This is a genomic window from Pseudoclavibacter sp. Z016, assembly GCF_002931215.1.
Lineage (GTDB): Bacteria > Actinomycetota > Actinomycetes > Actinomycetales > Microbacteriaceae > Pseudoclavibacter.
Window position 1 is genome coordinate 168,817 of sequence record NZ_PSTU01000008.1, and the last position, 17,233, is coordinate 186,049.

10 protein-coding genes are annotated in these 17,233 nt (G+C 70.5%); all 10 read left to right on the forward strand.

Annotated elements, in window-relative coordinates:
* Positions 1-1,752, forward strand: a complete 1,752-nt coding sequence (locus tag C5B99_RS04535) for a serine/threonine-protein kinase (protein ID WP_258063056.1) — start codon at positions 1-3, stop codon at positions 1,750-1,752.
* Between the two features lie 26 nt (positions 1,753-1,778).
* Entirely contained in the window at positions 1,779-2,570 is a 792-nt protein-coding gene (locus tag C5B99_RS04540) for a hypothetical protein (RefSeq protein WP_228497128.1), read from the forward strand.
* A gap of 147 nt (positions 2,571-2,717) precedes the next feature.
* Positions 2,718-8,063 (forward strand): Ig-like domain-containing protein, encoded by a 5,346-nt coding sequence (locus tag C5B99_RS04545; protein WP_146081938.1) that lies wholly within the window; start codon positions 2,718-2,720, stop codon positions 8,061-8,063.
* A gap of 70 nt (positions 8,064-8,133) precedes the next feature.
* The gene (locus C5B99_RS04550; RefSeq protein WP_181057772.1) at positions 8,134-9,102 is read left to right on the forward strand and encodes a MoxR family ATPase; all 969 of its coding nucleotides are present in this window, start codon (positions 8,134-8,136) and stop codon (positions 9,100-9,102) included.
* A complete protein-coding gene (locus C5B99_RS04555) occupies positions 9,102-10,331 on the forward strand; it encodes a DUF58 domain-containing protein (protein ID WP_104240604.1) in 1,230 nt (409 codons plus the stop codon). Before C5B99_RS04550 ends, C5B99_RS04555 begins: the two co-directional genes overlap by 1 nt.
* Positions 10,332-10,510: 179 nt before the next feature.
* Positions 10,511-12,808, forward strand: a complete 2,298-nt coding sequence (locus tag C5B99_RS04560) for a transglutaminaseTgpA domain-containing protein (RefSeq protein ID WP_104240605.1) — start codon at positions 10,511-10,513, stop codon at positions 12,806-12,808.
* Complete coding sequence (locus tag C5B99_RS04565) at positions 12,744-13,532, forward strand: FHA domain-containing protein (protein ID WP_146081939.1); 789 nt, start codon at positions 12,744-12,746, stop codon at positions 13,530-13,532. The genes C5B99_RS04560 and C5B99_RS04565 overlap by 65 nt, the downstream gene beginning before the upstream one ends.
* Positions 13,533-13,740: 208 nt before the next feature.
* Positions 13,741-15,237: a 3-isopropylmalate dehydratase large subunit gene (leuC, locus tag C5B99_RS04570; RefSeq protein ID WP_104240607.1), complete on the forward strand. Its 1,497-nt coding sequence runs from the start codon at positions 13,741-13,743 to the stop codon at positions 15,235-15,237.
* Positions 15,237-15,866: a 3-isopropylmalate dehydratase small subunit gene (gene leuD / locus C5B99_RS04575; protein ID WP_104240608.1), complete on the forward strand. Its 630-nt coding sequence runs from the start codon at positions 15,237-15,239 to the stop codon at positions 15,864-15,866. The genes leuC and leuD overlap by 1 nt, the downstream gene beginning before the upstream one ends.
* Positions 15,863-17,233, forward strand: coding sequence for a UDP-N-acetylglucosamine 1-carboxyvinyltransferase (gene murA / locus C5B99_RS04580; protein WP_104240609.1), 1,371 nt, complete (start codon positions 15,863-15,865; stop codon positions 17,231-17,233). Before leuD ends, murA begins: the two co-directional genes overlap by 4 nt.

Genomic DNA, 17,233 nt, shown 5'->3' on the forward strand with positions numbered 1-17,233 from the left:
ATGGCAGGGCAGCGACGATCCCCAGCCGAGCCGCCCGAGATCCCTGGCTACCTCTACCGAAAGCACTTAGGTTCCGGCGGGTTCTCCGACGTCTTCCTGTATGAGCAGCAGTTCCCGAGGCGCCTCGTCGCCGTGAAGGTGCTCCTCGGCGGCGACGACCTCGGCGAGACCAGCAGGCAGGCGTTCATCGGCGAGGCCAACCTGATGGCGCAGATGTCGTCGCACCCGTACATCGTCACGATCTTCCAGGCGGATGTGGCCGGCGACGGGCGTCCCTACTTCGTCATGGAGTACGCGTCCGGGCTCAGCCTCTCGGATCGCTACAAGCGCGAGCAGATCCCCGTCGAGGAGGCGCTGCGCACGGGCGTGCGCATCTCCAGCGCCGTCGCGACGGCGCACACCGTCGGCATCCTGCACCGTGACGTGAAGCCGGCGAACATCCTCACGAACGACTTCGGCTGGCCCGCCCTCACCGATTTCGGCATCTCGTCCGCCGTCGACGACGAGCTCGCAGAGGCGGACGACCTCGTCGAGGCGCCCCCCACTGGTGGTGGCGGCCTGTCCGTGCCATGGTCGCCGCCGGAGATGTTCGAGGACGAGCCCAAGCCCGACGTGCGCAGCGAGGTGTTCTCGCTGGGCGCGACCGTCTACTCGCTCGTCGCCGGCCACACTCCCTTCGAGCGCCCCGGTGAGCGCAACACGACGCTCGACCTCATCTCCCGCATCGAGCGCGGCGCCATCTCGCCGATCCTCCGCGGCGACGTGCCCCGGTCGCTCGTGAGCGTGCTCCACAAGGCCATGGCCCGCAACCCAGCCCACCGGTACCAGAGCGCGGTCGAGTTCGCCTACGCGCTGCAGCGCGTCGAGCTGGAGCTCAACTACGCCCCGACGGCGATCGACGTGCCCAACATGACGATCTCGGCGACGGCCGCGACCGGCGGCGGCGATGCGGACGCCACGAGCCTGCGGCCCGTCTCCCTCATCAACGCCCAGGTGCACGAGGGGGCCCGCGCCAGCAAGGCCGAGCTGACCTCGGCGCGCGCCGTGGTCAGGGTCGCGGCTCAGCAGTCCCGGGGCGGGTTCGCCGCGAGGTACGAGACGGCCAGCGGACCCCGAACCGGCAGGCGGCCCCGCGGGACGGAGCACACCGGGGCAGCACCGAGCGACGACTCGGGTCCGACGACGGCTCGCCCCATCACGACCCCCGCTCGCACGGACGCCGTGGCCGCCGCGCCCGCTCGAACGTTCGGAGAGGCATCCGGGAGCACGATCGACGCGCCAGCGTCGAGGGCAGACGAGCTGGCGCGCGAGCGCGCGGCGAACGCCGCCGCCTCGTCGAGGAAGCTCTCCAGGAACGGGCTCGTCGGCGTCATCGCCGGAGGACTCGTGCTCGCGATCGGCATCGTCGCGGCGATCTCCTGGATGCTCGCCCCCGCAGACGAGGAGATCGGACGTGCGACGACGACCCCCGTCTCCATCCAGTCCGGCGGCTTCCCCCCGGTGCTCGTCGCCCCCGTCGCCGTCCGGAGCCCCGACGGATCCGTCACCTTCTCCTGGTCGAACCCCGACCCGCAGCCGGGCGACGTCTACTACTGGAGGCTCGGCGAGGGCGGCAAGGAAGGGGCGACGACAAGTGAGACCTCGGTCGTCATCCCCAACGTGCAGGACGGCGCCGTGACGTGCATCGAGGTCGAGATCCGCCGTGGAGGGAAGGTCAGCTCCGAGCCGCTCGAAGTCTGCTATCCGCAATGACCTCGCCGATCCGCCATGATGGTGTCATGAGTGAGAGCAAGTACACCTCGGCCGCGGAAGCGAACGAGGCTCCGGAAGAGTCCATCGAGATTCCGGATTCCGATGAGCGAATCGTGAGCCAGGTGCCCCCGCTCGGGCCGCTCCGCGTCGAGTTCGTCGGCGAGTGGTACGAGCTGAACCCGGCTGAGCCCTTCACGATCGGCCGAGACGCCGACCTCGTGATCGACGAGAACCCGTACCTGCACCGCCAGTTCCTGGTGCTGCAGGCGGAGTTCGGCATGTGGTGGCTCTCGAACGTCGGCTCCGTGCTCTCCGCGACGGTCACGGACGACTCCGGCCAGGTGCAGTCGTGGCTCTCGCCTGGCGCCAAGCTCCCGGTCGTGTTCCAGCACATGCAGGTCATGTTCACGGCGGGATCGACGACCTACGACTTCGCGATCCACTCCGCGTCCGACTTCTACAACACTTCCCACGTGAACATGTCGCCGTCCGGCAACACGACGCAGGCGGTCATCCACCTCACCGAGTCGCAGCGCGAGCTGATCCTCGCCCTCGCGGAAGACGTCCTGCGCAACGCCGTCCCGGGTCGCGGGGTCATCCCGAGCTCGGCGGATGCCGCGGCTCGCCTCGGCTGGACGCTCCCGACGTTCAACCGCAAGCTCGACAACGTGTGCGACAAGCTCGACAAGTTCGGCGTCTCGGGGCTGCGCGGCGGCCGCAGCAAGCTCGCCTCGAACCGGCGAGCACGTCTCGTCGAGTACGCCATCTCGACTCGCCTGGTGACGCCGGACGACCTGGACACGCTCGACCGCCGCTGACGGCACTCGGCGGACAGGCGCACGGCGCCGCACTCGCCGGGCCACGGGCAGCACTCCCTGTCGCGCTGGCATCGGGTCCTCGTGCACAATGAAGTCTCGTGCGCTCCGAGGTGAGGCACTGACGAGCTCTGCTGGGGGTGGGTACGCATGCGCCGAACAGCGCCGACCCCGCGAAGCCGCCGACAGCTGGCGATGGCGCTGGTCATGGCGCTCCTCATCGGCACGCCCCTGCTCTTCGCCCTCCTGCACGAGGGATTTCCCGCGGCCGAGGTCGAACTGGAGAGCAGCGACGTCTGGGTGTCGAACAGCTCGGACCTCCGAGCGGGCCGCCTCAACGCGCAGATCCAGGAGCTCGACGCGAGCGTGAGCCTCGTGACGGCGGATGTCGGCATCCTGCAGGACGGCGACACCGTCTTCCTGCACGACCAGACCAGCGGCTCGCTCGGCCGCGTCGACCCCGCGCTCACCGACCTGCGCGAGAGCATCCTGACGCCCGCGGGCAGTCGGAGCTCCTACGGCGGCGGCGTCCTGGCGCTCCTCGACCCGGCGACGGGACGGCTCTGGCTCGTCGACGCCACGCAGCCGCTCGCGTTCGACGCCGCGACCGCGGAGCCCGTGGCGGAGCTCGGCGCCGACGCCCAGGTCCTCGTGACCTCGCTCGGCACGGTGCTCGCCGTCGCACCGGAGCAGCAGCAGATCCTGCGCATGGAGGGCATCGGCGGCGAGCAGCTCTGGGAGCCGCTCGCGGGAGCCCCCGTCGACTACGAGTTCACTGCCGTCGGCGAGCAGCCGGTGGTGTTCGACACCGCCGCACGTGCGCTCCTCGTCGACGGGCAGGCCCGTGAGGTGCAGGAGAGCGCGCTGCGCGTGCAGCTCCAGGGCGCGGCATCCCCCGATGTGGTGTTCGCGACCGGCGACGGGATCCTGCGCGTGCCGCTCGGCGGTGGCGAGGCCGTTGCGCTCCCGGCGGGCATCGATGGCTCGCTGGCGACCGACCAGGGCACGGCGCGCCCCGCCGTGGTCGCGGGCTGCGCGCACGCCGCCTGGGCGCAGGCGGCCGTCACGATGGTCGCGTGCGGTGACGAGCAGCCGAGCGTGCAGTCCATGTCGACGCCGCCCCTCGGCGAGCTCCTCTACCGCGTCAACCGCAACGTCGTCGCACTCAACGACGTCGCCACGGGCCAGGTGTGGCTGCCGCAGGAGAACATGCGCCTGGTCGAGAACTGGAACGAGCTCGTCCCGCCGGAGGACACCGACGGCACGGAGGGCGAGAACGAGGCCACCGAGGAATCGTTCGAGGCGACCCTCGCCGAGCGAGGCGAGGAGAACACCCCGCCGGAGCTCGTCGACGACTCCTACGGGGTCCGTGCCGGATCGACCGCCTACCTCACGGTCCTCGACAACGACTCGGACGTCGACGGCGACATCCTCACGATCACCAGCCTCTCCGCCGACCCGCCGCCATCGTTCGGCGAGCTGCGGGTCATCGACGACGGCCGGGCCCTGCAGTTCCGCGCCACGGAGGGCGCGTCCGGCGAGCAGACGCTCACGTACACGGCCTCGGACGGCAGGCCCGGCGGCGTGGCGGAGGCACGGGTCACGATCCGCATCCAGCCGGCCGACGCGGAGAACCAGGCCCCGACGACGAACCGCGCGAGCGCCGTGGCGGTCGAGGCTGGCCAGAAGATCTCCTACAACGTGATGCCCGACTGGACGGACCCGGAGGGCGACCCCGTCTTCCTCCAGGGGGCCACCGCTCCCGTGGGCGACACCGTCAGCTTCACACCGGACGGACGCCTCACCTTCACCGCCGTCAGCGCAGAGCTGGGGGAGCGGGTCGTGCCGTACCTCGTCTCGGACGGCACCGCGCAGGTGGCCGGCGAGCTGCGCATCCGCGTCGAGGCGCCCGGCACGCTCGGGCCGATCGGCACGCCGGACTTCGCGCGCGGAGTGGTCGGCGACTCCATCACGGCACAGCCGCTCGTGAACGACCTCTCGCCCAACGGTCAGGCGCTCGAGCTCGTCGAGATCGCCGAGCTCGGCACCAGCACGGGGGGCGCGAGCTTCAACCCCGACCTCGGCACCGTCACCTTCACCTCGGCGAGCGCCATGACCGCGTACGTGCAGTACACGGTCTCGGCGGGGGCGGCCACGTCGGTCGGCATCATCCGCTTCGACGTCGAGGAGCCCGTCGAGGGCGTGGCGCAGGTGACCGCGGTGCGCGACCTCGCCTACCTCCGCCCTGGCCAGTCGAACGTCGTGGACGTGCTCGGCAACGACGTGTCCACCGGAACGGGCGTGCTGTCCGTGCAGAGCGTGGAGACCACCGACGAGGCCCGCACGGCAGGCCTCGCCGTCGAGCTCATCGACAACACGATCGTGCGCCTCTCCTCGCAGTCCGCGATCCAGCAGACCATCGAGCTCCCGTACACGATCACCGACGGCGCATCGACGTCGGTCGGCTACATCGTCGTCGTCCCGGTCGAGCCCGCCGTGACGCACGAGCCGCCCGTCGCCGTCGACGACACGAGGCGCGTGCGCGCCGGCGACTACACGAGCGTCTCCGTGCTCGAGAACGACTCCCACCCGGACGAGGCGCAGATGTCCCTCTCGCCCGCCCTCAGCACCGTGCAGGTCGGAGACGGCTACGCCTTCGTCTCCGGCGACGACGTCCGCCTCCAGGCCCCGTCCGAGCCCGGCACCTACTCGCTCGGCTACACCGTCGTCGACGAGCACGGCGAGCAGGCGGGGGCGACCGTGTCCTTCCAGGTGACGGCGCCCGACGAGTCGAGCAACCGGCCCCCGGCCCCCGGCGTCGACACCGCCAGGGTCTTCGAGGGCGCGAGCGTGCGCATCGAGGTGCCGCTCGACGGCATCGACCCGGACGGCGACTCGGTCGAGCTCACGCAGCTCGTCGACGTTCCGACGCTCGGCTCCGTGAGCGAGCTCACACAGACTTCCTTCGTCTACGAGGCGTTCCCTGGAGCCACGGGCACCGACGTGCTGCGGTACGAGGTCGTCGACGGGTACGGCCAGCGCGCCGAGGGCACGATCAGGGTCGGCGTCGTCGCCCGTCCCGCCGCGACAGCGCCCCCGATCGCGGTCGACGACAACGTGCGCGCCAAGCCGGGCCTGCGCATCGCGGTCCCCGTGCTGAAGAACGACTCCGATCCGAACGGCTACACGCTCGAGGTCGTGCCAGAGCTCGTCGGCGTCGACCCGAGCCTCGAGGCCGAGGTCGACGGCGACTCGGTCATCATCACGGTGCCGAGCGATGGCGAGTTCATCTCCGTGCCGTACACGATCATCAACGGCCAGGGTGGGCAGGATGCCGCGTTCATCCACGTCACGATCAATGCGGATGCGCCAACGCTTCCCCCGACTGCGGTCGACCACGTGGTGCGCCTCGACGACTTCGCCGGCGCCGAGACGCTCAGCATCAACGTGCGAGACGGCGCCACCAACCCTGGCGGGAGAGTCAGCGAGCTCGCGGTCGATCTGGCGGGGGCCGGCGCGGGAGCCGCGACGGTCGAGGAGGACGGACGGGTCACGGTCTCCCTCAGCGACGCCAGGCAGATCGTCGTCTACCGGCTCACCGCCGAGGACACGGGGCTCACCGCGGCGGGCTTCATCATGGTGCCAGCCCTCATCACGGAGGAGTCCAAGCGCCAGTCCCCGTTCCTCATCCCTGACCTGCCCGCCCAGAATGCGAAGGTCGGGGAGTCGATCTCGTGGGACGTCAACGACCTCGTGCGCGCCCCGTCCGGCAACCGCGTCTCGCTCATCAACCCCGAGCAGGTGTGGGCCGAGCAGGCCGACGGCAGCCCGCTCGTGGAGAGCGACACCAGGCTGAAGTTCACCCCGAAGCCCGGCTTCCGCGGGCCGGCATCCATCACCTTCCAGGTGAGCGATGCGGAGAGCGCCGACGACCAGAACGCCGGCATCGCGACCATCCGCGTCCCGATCACGGTCGGCGACCCCGACTTCTACGACGTCGCACCGACCTTCGTCGCGCCCCAGCTCACCGTCGAGCAGGGCACCGAGCAGAGCTTCGACCTCCGCACCGCCACCGGCCACCCGAACAAGGACGTCGTCCCCCAGGTGGAGTTCTCGAAGCTCACCGGCGGCACGGGGGAGCTGCAGTCGAGTCTCGACGGCAGCACCGTCAAGGTCGCCGCCGGGGTGGACGCGAAGGTCGGCACCGTCGCCAAGTACACGGTCACCTACACCTTCCGCGACTTCGTGCAGACCGGAACCGTCACGGTGACCGTCGTCTCCACCTCCAAGCCGCTGCCGCGCGCCGTGCCGGACGAGCAGCTGGCCCGCCGCAACGGGCCCGTCCTGGTCGACGTCACCGCCAACGACTTCAACCCGTTCCCCGAGTCCCCGCTGACGCTCATCTCCGCGAGCGAGGTCGCAGGCTCCGCCACCGAAGCGGCCGTCTCGCGCGTCGACGGGCAGGTGCGGGTGGTGCCGGCGACGAACTTCATCGGCACCATCACCATCAGCTACCGCATCGGAGACCAGACGGGCGACCCGCTGCGCGAGACGACCGGGCTCGCGACCGTCGAGGTCCAGGACGTCCCAGGCGCCCCGGGCGACGTGTCGCTCGAGAAGGGCGGCGCCCTTGGGACGCTCGCCGTGAACTGGTCTGGCGCCGTCTCCAACGGGCCGGAGATCACCGAATACGAGGTGACGCTCGCGGGCGGCGGTGCGGTCTTCACCAAAACGACGGCCGGCGACGTCTACAGCGTCACGTTCACGGAAGACGACGGCCTCGTCCCGGGCAACGACTACACGGCGACGGTCCGGGCCCTGAACTCCCTCGGCTACGGGCTCCCCGCGAGCTCGACCAGCGCCAAGCCCATCACCCTCCCGCAGGCCCCGCAGAATCTGAAGGTCGCCGACGGCCAGACTCCGCCGGGGGAGCTCACCGGCACCCTCACCGCGGAGTGGTCGGCACCGACCGCGAGCGGTGGCGGTCTCAGCGGCTACGACGTGACCGTGCAGGTCGGCACGGAGGCGCCGAGCACCACGAGCGTGCCCGCGACGCAGCTCTCGTTCGCCATCACGGGCATCCAGGTGCCGAAGTCCTCCTCCACGCCCGTGAAGGTCTCGGTCGCCGCGAAGAACGAGGCCGGCGTCTCCACCTCGACAGACCAGGTCACCGGCTACCTGCACTACACGGCGCGCATGAGCGTCGAGGTCATCGGCGGCAAGAAGGTGCCTGGCAAGCCCGACGAGGTCCGCAGCTTCGTCATCAAGGGCCAGGACTTCTCCGACGTGCCCTACACCGTCGAGTGCTACAGCACGGCGAAGTCCGGCGAGGACAAGCTCGTCGGCACGCAGACGAACGTGAGCGGGGCCGCGATCAACGGCGAGTCGGGCACTGTGCTCGAGAAGTGCCGGGGCAGCCTCGGCGGGTACACGGTGGTCGTGTACCTGAACGGTGCGGAAGTCGCCAGAAGCCAGAAGCCCCTCGACTCGTGGTAGCAACGATGTCGGTGGTCGAGCAGACAATCGAGAGAACCGGCGCGCACGAGCGTCGCGAAGAGGAGTCAGCATGACCGTGACCGAAGAGCAGGCCGCCTGGTTCAAGGACGCCTTCGAGCGCCTGACGACCAACATCGAGCAGGCCGTCGTCGGCAAGCGGCACGTCGTCGAGCTCACGCTCACGACCCTCTTCAGCCAGGGCCACCTCCTCCTCGAGGACGTGCCTGGCACCGGCAAGACGGTGCTCGCCAAGGCGCTCGCGAAGACCATCGACGGCAGCAACAGCCGCGTGCAGTTCACCCCCGACCTGCTGCCCTCCGACGTCACTGGCGTGACGATCTTCGATCAGGGCACGCGCGCCTTCGAGTTCCACCCCGGCCCGATCTTCGCCTCGATCGTGCTCGCCGACGAGATCAACCGCGCCTCGCCGAAGACCCAGTCCGCCCTCCTCGAGGTGATGGAGGAGGGGCGAGTCACGGTCGACGGCACCCCGCATCCCGTTCCCGTGCCGTTCCTCGTCATCGCCACGCAGAACCCCGTCGAGCAGGCGGGCACCTACAAGCTCCCTGAGGCCCAGCTCGACCGCTTCCTCATGAAGACGTCCCTCGGCTACCCCGACCACGCGAGCACCGTGCGGCTGCTCATGGATGCGGGCAACCGGCAGCGCGCCGACAGCGTGCCCGCCATCCTCCACGCCGAGAACGTCGTCGTCATGCAGGAGCTCGCCGCCGAGGTGCACGTCGACGAGTCGATCATGGCGTACGTCTCGGAGATCGTCACCGCCACGCGCGCCGACCGCGACGTGCTCGTCGGCGTCTCCGTCCGCGGCGCGCTCGCGCTCGCGCGCGCCGTCAAGGCCTGGGCGCTCGCACACGGTCGCCGCTACGTCGTGCCCGACGACGTGCGCGACCTCGCGCACCCCGTGCTCGCGCACCGGCTCATCCTCGACCCCGAGGCGGAGTTCTCCGGCACGACCCCGGATCAGGTCATCGACCGCTGCCTCATCGAGGTCGAGCCTCCCCAGCACCGAGCCGCCTGATGACCGAGGGGCACGTCTCCACCGAAGCTGAGGCCGAGTCCGCCGAGCGCGACCGCCTCACGATCGGCGACGCCATCAGGTGCGTCACGCCGCTCGGGTGGATCGTGCTCGTCGCCGGCGTCGTGCTCCTCGTCGCCGGAACCGCCTTCGGCTGGCTCGAGCTGATCGGCATCGGGGGCGTCCTCGTCGGGGTCTTCGCCGCCGCGGTGCCCTTCACGATCGGACGCGAGAGCTTCGGCGTGCAGGTCGAGCTCGAGCCCAGGCGAGTGCGCGTCGGCGACCGGGCCCTCGGCCGGCTGCAGGTCACGAACCTCGGCGAGCGCCGCGTGCTGCCCACCCGCCTCGCGCTGCCGGTCGGGCACGCGACGGCCGAGTTCAGCATCCCGCAGCTCGCGCCCGACGAGACGCACGAGGACCTCTTCGCCGTGCCGACCAGCCGCAGGGCCGTCATCGAGGCCGGACCTGCCAGGTCGCTGCGCGGAGACCCGCTCGGGCTCCTCGAGCGGTCGACCAGGTGGACCGGGGTGCTCGAGCTGTTCGTGCATCCCCGGACGGTTCGCCTCACCGCCCAGGTCGCCGGGCTGCTCCGCGACCTCGAGGGCGTGACGGGGGAGCGCATCACCGACGACGACCTCGCGTTCCACGCGCTGCGGCCCTACGAGTCCGGCGACGACCGGAGGAACATCCACTGGCGGACCAGCGCACGCACGGGTCTCCTCATGGTCCGGCAGTTCCAGGAGACGCGTCGCTCGCAGGCCAACGTGCTGCAGACCCTCGAGGCCGCCGCCTACGCCTCGGAAGACGAGTTCGAGCTCGGCGTCGAGGTGCTCGCGTCCCTGACGCAGGAGCTCATCCGCTCGGGCGTCGCCGTGAGCGCCCTCACGCAGAGCGGTCGTCTGCCCACCCGAGCGGTCTCGTCGATGCTCGATGGGAGCAGCAGGCTCGAGGCGTGGACGGCGAGCTCACCCTCCCTCCGCGATTTCATCGCGCTCAGCGTCAGGCGCCTCCCGCAGGCGAGCATCGTGTTCCTCGTCTGCGGAAGCGCCACGACGGACGCCCAGCTCGGGCAGCTGCAGTCCGTCTACGCGGCGGACGTGACCCTCGTCGTCTTCCGCTGCGCCATCGGGCACCCCGCGAGTCGCACGCGGCTGCGCGAGACCGTCGTCTGCACGGTGCCGGAGCTCGACGACCTACCGCGCCTGGTCCGCGAGACGCGGGTGCGCACGTGACGGCGGCCGCGGCAGACGGGACCCTGGACGGGGAGACCGGTCCACGGCCGGCCGAACGGGGCAGGACGCGGCCGGGCAGGACGCGGCCTGGCAGGCCACGGCCGGGCCGGGCAGGACGCGCCAAGGAGGCACGTGGACACCTCAGCCCTGGCCTGGACTCGCGGACCCTCATCGACGCCGTGGTCATCGCGGTCCTGACGCTGCTCGCCTCGCTCGGCTTCGCTCCGGCCTTCGGCGGCGCCTGGTTCCTGCTCGCGGTCGCGGGCGGCCTGATCGTCGGCATCGGATCAGCGGTCCTCGCGCGCTGGCTCGACCTGACACGGCTCAACGCCCTCCTCGTCGCCACCGCTGCCTACTTCCTGCTCGGCACCGCCTTCGCGTTGCCGGAGGCGGCCTTCGCAGGAGTGCTGCCGAGCTTCTCGACCCTCGCCGACCTCGCCCGCGCCCCGGTCTTCGCCTGGCGCGACGCCGTGACGCTCTCCACCCCGCTCCTCGCCCCCGCGTACCTCGCGGTGCTCCCGTACTTCGCGGCGGCCGTCACCTCCCTCGTCGCCATGCTGCTGCTGCTGTGGGTCGCCCCGAAGCGGCCTGGGGCGATCTGGCCTCCGAGCCTCGCGCTCCTCGGCCCCCTGGCGGTCCTCGCGAGCGCCATCTTCGTCGGCACCGAGGACAGCGTCGCCGGCGTGCTGCGCGGCGGTGCCTTCGCCGTCGTCGCGCTCGTCTGGCTCAGCTGGCGCCGCGGCCTCGGCAACATCGCATCGACCGAGGCGAGGCGGGCCCTCGCGCGCTCCCGTGCGCTCGGCACCGCCGTGATCGTCCTCGTCGCCGCCGTCATCACGACCGCGGGCGGCTACGTCGCCTCCGCGACCGTCGCCGAGCAGCGCGTGGTGGCGCGCGAGCAGGTGACGCCGCCGTTCGATCCGCTCTCGCACACGAGCCCGCTCGCCGGATTCCGCGAGTACTCGAAGCTCAGACCTGACTCGACGCTGTTCGACGTGACCGGCCTCGAAGGGGGAGACCGGCTGCGCCTCGCGACGCTCGAGAGCTACTCGGGCAAGTCCTGGCAGATCGCAGATCCCGCCGCGACGCTCGCCTCGACCGGCAGCTACAACCTCTCCGGTCGAGTCGTCCCGAGCGACCCGCTGGTGACCTCATCCTCCGAGCGATCGATCGACGTCACGATCCGCGACTACTCCGACATCTGGCTGCCGAGCGTCGGCGTCCCCACCGACGTGAACCTCGCAGGCGGCAGCCTGCCGGACCGCAGCGGCGACTTCCGCTACAACGCCAGAACCGGGGGAGGGCTCATCACCTCGGGGCTCCGCGAGGGCGACAGCTACCAGGTCTCCGCGCTCGTCCAGGACCTCCCCGTCGAGGGGCAGCTCGACAATGCGGCAGTCCTCGACCTCGACTATCCCGCGATGCCGTCGGCGCCCGCCGCCCTCGTCGAGCGGATGCAGAGCTACATCGCCGGAGAGACCTCCCCGTACCTGCAGCTCAAGGCCATCGAGAACGCGCTCATCGCCGAGGGCTTCTTCAGCCACGGCACGGCGAGCGACTCCGTGCCATCGCGCGCCGGGCACGGGCTCGACCGCATGCAGGAGCTCTTCGACCTCCGCTACCTCGTGGGCGACCAGGAGCAGTACGCGTCCGCGATGGCGATCATGGCGCGCCAGCTCGGGTTCCCCGCCCGGGTGGTCATGGGCTACGCGCCGGAGCAGATCTCGGCAGACGGCACCACCGAGGTGCGCGGGTCCGATGTCACCGCCTGGGTCGAGGTGCCGTTCGAGGGCTTCGGCTGGGTCGCGTTCGACCCGACGCCGGAGCAGACCGACGTGCCCGTCAACACGACCACCGACCCGCAGTCCAAGCCGAAGGCGCAGGTCCGTCAGCCCCCGCAGACGCAGGAGAAGCCAGACGAGCTCCTCACGAGCGCCGACGAGCGACGACAGGAGGAGGAACCCGACGACGAGGAGACGTGGCCGGCTTGGGCGCTCACGCTCGGGATCTCCCTCGCGGTCCCGCTCGCGCTGTTCCTCGTCCCGCTGCTCGCCGTCGCCCTCCTCAAGCGCAGGAGGCGGAGCCGGCGGCTGCGCGAGGGCAGCCCCGACCAGCGGGCGGCGGGGGCGTGGAGCGACAGCATCGACCGCTTCGCCGAGCTCGGCTACCCGATTCCGCGCCGAGCGACCCGGGTCCAGACCGCTGGTGCCGTGCATCCCTCGCTCGTCCCGCTCGCCGACCGAAGCGACCGGGCCGTGTTCGGGGGCGACCCCGTGAGCGACACGGACCTGGCCTCGCTGTGGGCTGACGCGGACGCCGCCGTCGCCGAGGCGAGGGGCTCCGTCGGCTTCTGGCGCCGTCTGCGTGGACGATTCACGTTCCGCCGCGCCCCGCGCCCCGTATCATGGCCCCGTGGAACATTCTGGGTTCATCGGGGTGCCGCCCGGGCTGATCGGGCAGGGCGCGATCGTGCCTGAGGCAGCGAACACGTCGGGGCGGCCCGAATGGTCGCCGCCGTCGGCAGCGAACGGCGGGGCGCAGGAAGCCCCAGCCGGCGACTGGCTGCGCGCTGAGCTCGACGACGAGTACCCGCTTCCTCCGATGCCGGCGCCACGGCCGAGGCTCTCCCCGCAGCAGCCCTCGCTTCCCGACCACGCGCGAGCGGCGCATCTGCCAGCAGCGCCCTCGACGAGCGACCAGCTCGCGGTGCCGTCCGCGGCCCCCAGCGCGGCCCCGTTCGGCAGCACCCCGCAGCCGGGTCTCTCGCCCGAGTCGCCGGCCGGGCTCACCGGCGCGGCGCCTGCTTCCGAGGCGAGGCTCGAGCAGCCGGGCCACGACGCCCCTGGCGCCGGCGCCGAGCAGCCTCTGCCCGAGTGGGTGGTCGTCCTCGCCGACGGCGTCAGCGTCCCCATCTACGGGCCCGTCGTCATCGGTCGAAACCCCTCGCAGGATCGATTCCCCGACGCCTCCGTCTCCGCGGTCCCCGACATCACGCAGACCATGTCGAAGACGCACGCTCGCTTCTGGGCCGACGGCGAGCGCCTCTACGTCGACGACCTGAACTCCACGAACGGCGTCGCCCTCTTCCCCGGCGGGAATGCGCACGGTGCGCTCGCGGTTGAGCCTGGAGTCCCAGCGGAACTCCGCTCAGGCGACGTCGTGCAGCTGGGCGAATACCGGCTCTCGATACGCCGGAGCTAGCTGCCGCCTCGCCTTCGCCCAGTCAGGAGCCGCGTGCCCGAACGGATGCAGCTCACGGCCCAGAACCCGCTGAAAGGCGCAGTGTTAGCATGGTTCGCATGTCTGCCGGTCTGCTTCTCCTTTGCTGCCGCGACGGGGCCTAACTTCGCAGGTGCATCCCGTCGCGGTGTCGATGGCGCCTGAGCAGATGCGAGGAGACGCAAGCAACATGAAGACGGAAGACAGCACGAACGAGGCACAGTCGCAGCCGAGGACCCTGGCCCAGAAGGTCTGGGAAGACCACCTCGTCGCGAAGGGTGAAGACGGCTCGCCCGACCTCATCTACATCGACCTGCACATCATGCACGAGGTCACCAGCCCGCAGGCCTTCGACGGTCTGCGAGTCGCGGGCCGCCCGGTGCGGCGCCCCGACCTCACCATCGCGACGGAAGACCACAACACGCCGACGGTCGATATCCTCAACCGCATCGCGGACACGACGAGCCGCACCCAGATCGAGACGCTGCGCCGCAACGCCAAGGAGTTCGGCATCCGGCTCCACCCCCTGGGCGACGCCGAGCAGGGCATCGTGCACGTCGTCGGGCCGCAGCTCGGGCTGACGCAGCCGGGCATCACGGTCGTCTGCGGCGACTCCCACACGTCGACGCACGGCGCCTTCGGAGCCATCGCGTTCGGCATCGGCACGAGCGAGGTCGAGCATGTGCTGGCCACACAGACGCTCGCCATCAAGCCGTTCAAGACGATGGCCATCAACGTCGACGGCACGCTCAAGGAGGGCGTCACGGCGAAGGACATCATCCTCGCCGTCATCGCCAAGATCGGCACGGGCGGCGGAGCCGGCTACGTGCTCGAGTACCGCGGCTCGGCCATCGAGGCGCTCTCCATGGAGGGCCGCATGACCGTCTGCAACATGTCCATCGAGGCGGGCGCTCGCGCCGGCATGGTGGCCCCGGACGACAAGACCTTCGCCTACCTGGAAGGCCGCGACCACGCCCCGGTCGGCGACGACTGGGACGCTGCCGTCGACTACTGGCGGACCCTCAGGACCGACGACGACGCGAGCTTCGATGCCGAGGTCTTCATCGACGCCGACACCCTCGAGCCGTTCGTCACGTGGGGAACCAACCCGGGCCAGGGCATCTCCCTCAGCGGGGTCGTCCCGGAGCCGTCCGACTTCGCGGACCCCAACGACCGCCAGGCCGCCGAGCGGGCGCTCGAGTACATGGCGCTCGAGGCCGGACGACCCATGAAGAGCATCCCCGTGGACGTCGTCTTCATGGGCTCCTGCACCAACAGCCGCATCGAAGACCTCCGTGCCTTCACCTCCGTCATCCGCGGCCGCCAGAAGGCCGACGGCGTCCGCGTCATGGTCGTGCCAGGCTCGGCACGCGTGCGCCTCGAGGCGGAAGCCGAGGGCCTCGACAAGATCATCACCGAGTTCGGCGCAGAATGGCGCTTCGCCGGCTGCTCGATGTGCCTCGGCATGAACCCGGACCAGCTCGAGCCCGGGCAGCGCTGCGCGTCCACCTCCAACCGCAACTTCGAAGGCAGGCAGGGCAAGGGCGGACGCACGCACCTCGTGTCGCCCCTCGTCGCCGCTGCGACCGCGGTTCGGGGTACGCTCTCCAGTCCGTCTGATCTCGACGAGCCCGCCGCGCCCGCCGCGAGCACCGACACCCGAACGCCGCAGGAGGTGGCCGTCTGATGGAGAAGATCACCCGCATCGAGGGAGCCGCCGTGCCGCTGCGCCGCTCCAACGTCGACACCGACCAGATCCTGCCCGCCGTCTACCTCAAGCGCGTCACGAAGACGGGCTACGAGGACGCGCTGTTCAACGGCTGGCGGCAGGACCCTGACTTCGTGCTCAACCGGCCCGAGTACCAGGACGACCCGCGCATCCTGCTCGTCGGACCGGACTTCGGCACCGGCTCCTCCCGGGAGCACGCCGTGTGGGCGCTCAAGGACTACGGCTTCCGCGCCGTCATCGGATCCCGCTTCGGCGACATCTTCCTCGGCAACGCCGGCAAGCAAGGACTGCTTGTCGCCACGCTGGCCGAGCACCTCGTAGAACAGCTCTGGGACGCCGCCGAGGCGGCCCCGGGTGCGACTGCGGTCGTTGATCTCACCACGAACACCGTTACTGTCGGAGACATGACGGCGACGTTCGAGATCGACGACTACACGAGATGGCGTCTGCTCGAGGGGCTCGACGACATCTCGTTGACGTTGCGTGACGAACACGCGATCTCCACCTTTGAGTCACGCCGAGAGGCGTGGCGTCCGCGGACTCTTCCGATCCGCAGGTCCACCACCGCAGGGAGTGCAACTCAGTGAACACGATCACCAACGACTCGGCTCGCGCCGGCGCATCAGTCGGTCTGACCGGCGACACCATCGTCTTCAACGGCGGACGCCCGCTCTCGGGTCGCATCGAGGTGCGTGGCGCGAAGAACCTCGTCACCAAGGCCATGGTCGCGGCGCTGCTCGGCGAGGAGGTCAGCGTCCTCCGCGACGTGCCGGACATCTCCGACGTGCGCGTCGTCGCCGGTCTCCTCACGCTGCACGGCGTGAAGATCGACCGCAACGAGGTCTCCGGCGACCTTCGCCTCGACCCGACGAACGTCGAGACGGCCCACATGGCCGAGATCAACGCGCACGCCGGCTCCAGCCGCATCCCGATCCTCTTCTGCGGCCCGCTGCTGCACCGCCTCGGCGAGGCCTTCATCCCCGACCTCGGCGGCTGCCGCATCGGCGACCGGCCCATCGACTTCCACCTCGAGGTGCTCCGCAACTTCGGCGCCGTCATCGAGAAGCTCCCGAGCGGCATCCGCATGAGCGCCCCCGAGGGCCTCCACGGTGCCAAGGTCACGCTCCCGTACCCCTCGGTGGGCGCCACCGAGCAGGTCCTGCTCACCGCCGTCCGCGCGGACGGCCGCACGGAGCTGCGCAACGCGGCCATCGAGCCCGAGATCATGGACCTCATCAACATCCTGCAGAAGATGGGCGCCATCATCTCGGTGGATGCCGACCGCGTCATCCGCATCGAGGGTGTCGAGCGTCTCGGCGGCTACAGCCACAAGGCGCTCTTCGACCGCAACGAGGCAGCCAGCTGGGCCTCCGCGGCACTCGTCACGCACGGCGACATCTTCGTCGGCGGCGCCAAGCAGCCCGAGATGCTCACGTTCCTCAACGTGTTCCGCAAGGCAGGCGGAGCGTTCGAGATCCACGACGACGGCATCCGCTTCTACCACCCGGGCGGCGAGCTGCGCCCCGTCGTCATCGAGACCGACGTGCACCCCGGCTTCATGACCGACTGGCAGCAGCCGCTCGTCGTGGCCCTGACGCAGGCGCACGGCGTCTCGATCGTGCACGAGACGGTGTACGAGCAGCGCTTCGGCTTCGTCGACGCGCTCGTCGAGATGGGCAGCGACATCCAGCTGCACCGCGAGTGCCTCGGCAGCCAGGAGTGCCGCTTCGGCCAGCGCAACTTCCAGCACTCGGCTGTGATCTCCGGCCCGACGAAGCTCAAGGCCGCCGACATCGAGGTCCCCGACCTCCGCGGCGGCTTCAGCCACCTCATCGCGGCGCTCGCGGCAGAGGGCACCTCGCGGGTCTCGAACGTCGGCATCATCGCGCGCGGCTACGAGAACTTCATCGCGAAGCTCGAGACCCTCGGAGCCGACTTCACGGTTGAGGCGTAG

Coding starts and splice junctions, on each gene's coding strand:
- C5B99_RS04535 (WP_258063056.1), top strand. CDS start 1: ATGGCAGGGCAGCGACGATCCCCAGCCGAGCCGCCCGAGATCCCTGGC.
- C5B99_RS04540 (WP_228497128.1), top strand. CDS start 1,779: ATGAGTGAGAGCAAGTACACCTCGGCCGCGGAAGCGAACGAGGCTCCG.
- C5B99_RS04545 (WP_146081938.1), top strand. CDS start 2,718: ATGCGCCGAACAGCGCCGACCCCGCGAAGCCGCCGACAGCTGGCGATG.
- C5B99_RS04550 (WP_181057772.1), top strand. CDS start 8,134: ATGACCGTGACCGAAGAGCAGGCCGCCTGGTTCAAGGACGCCTTCGAG.
- C5B99_RS04555 (WP_104240604.1), top strand. CDS start 9,102: ATGACCGAGGGGCACGTCTCCACCGAAGCTGAGGCCGAGTCCGCCGAG.
- leuC (WP_104240607.1), top strand. CDS start 13,741: ATGAAGACGGAAGACAGCACGAACGAGGCACAGTCGCAGCCGAGGACC.
- leuD (WP_104240608.1), top strand. CDS start 15,237: ATGGAGAAGATCACCCGCATCGAGGGAGCCGCCGTGCCGCTGCGCCGC.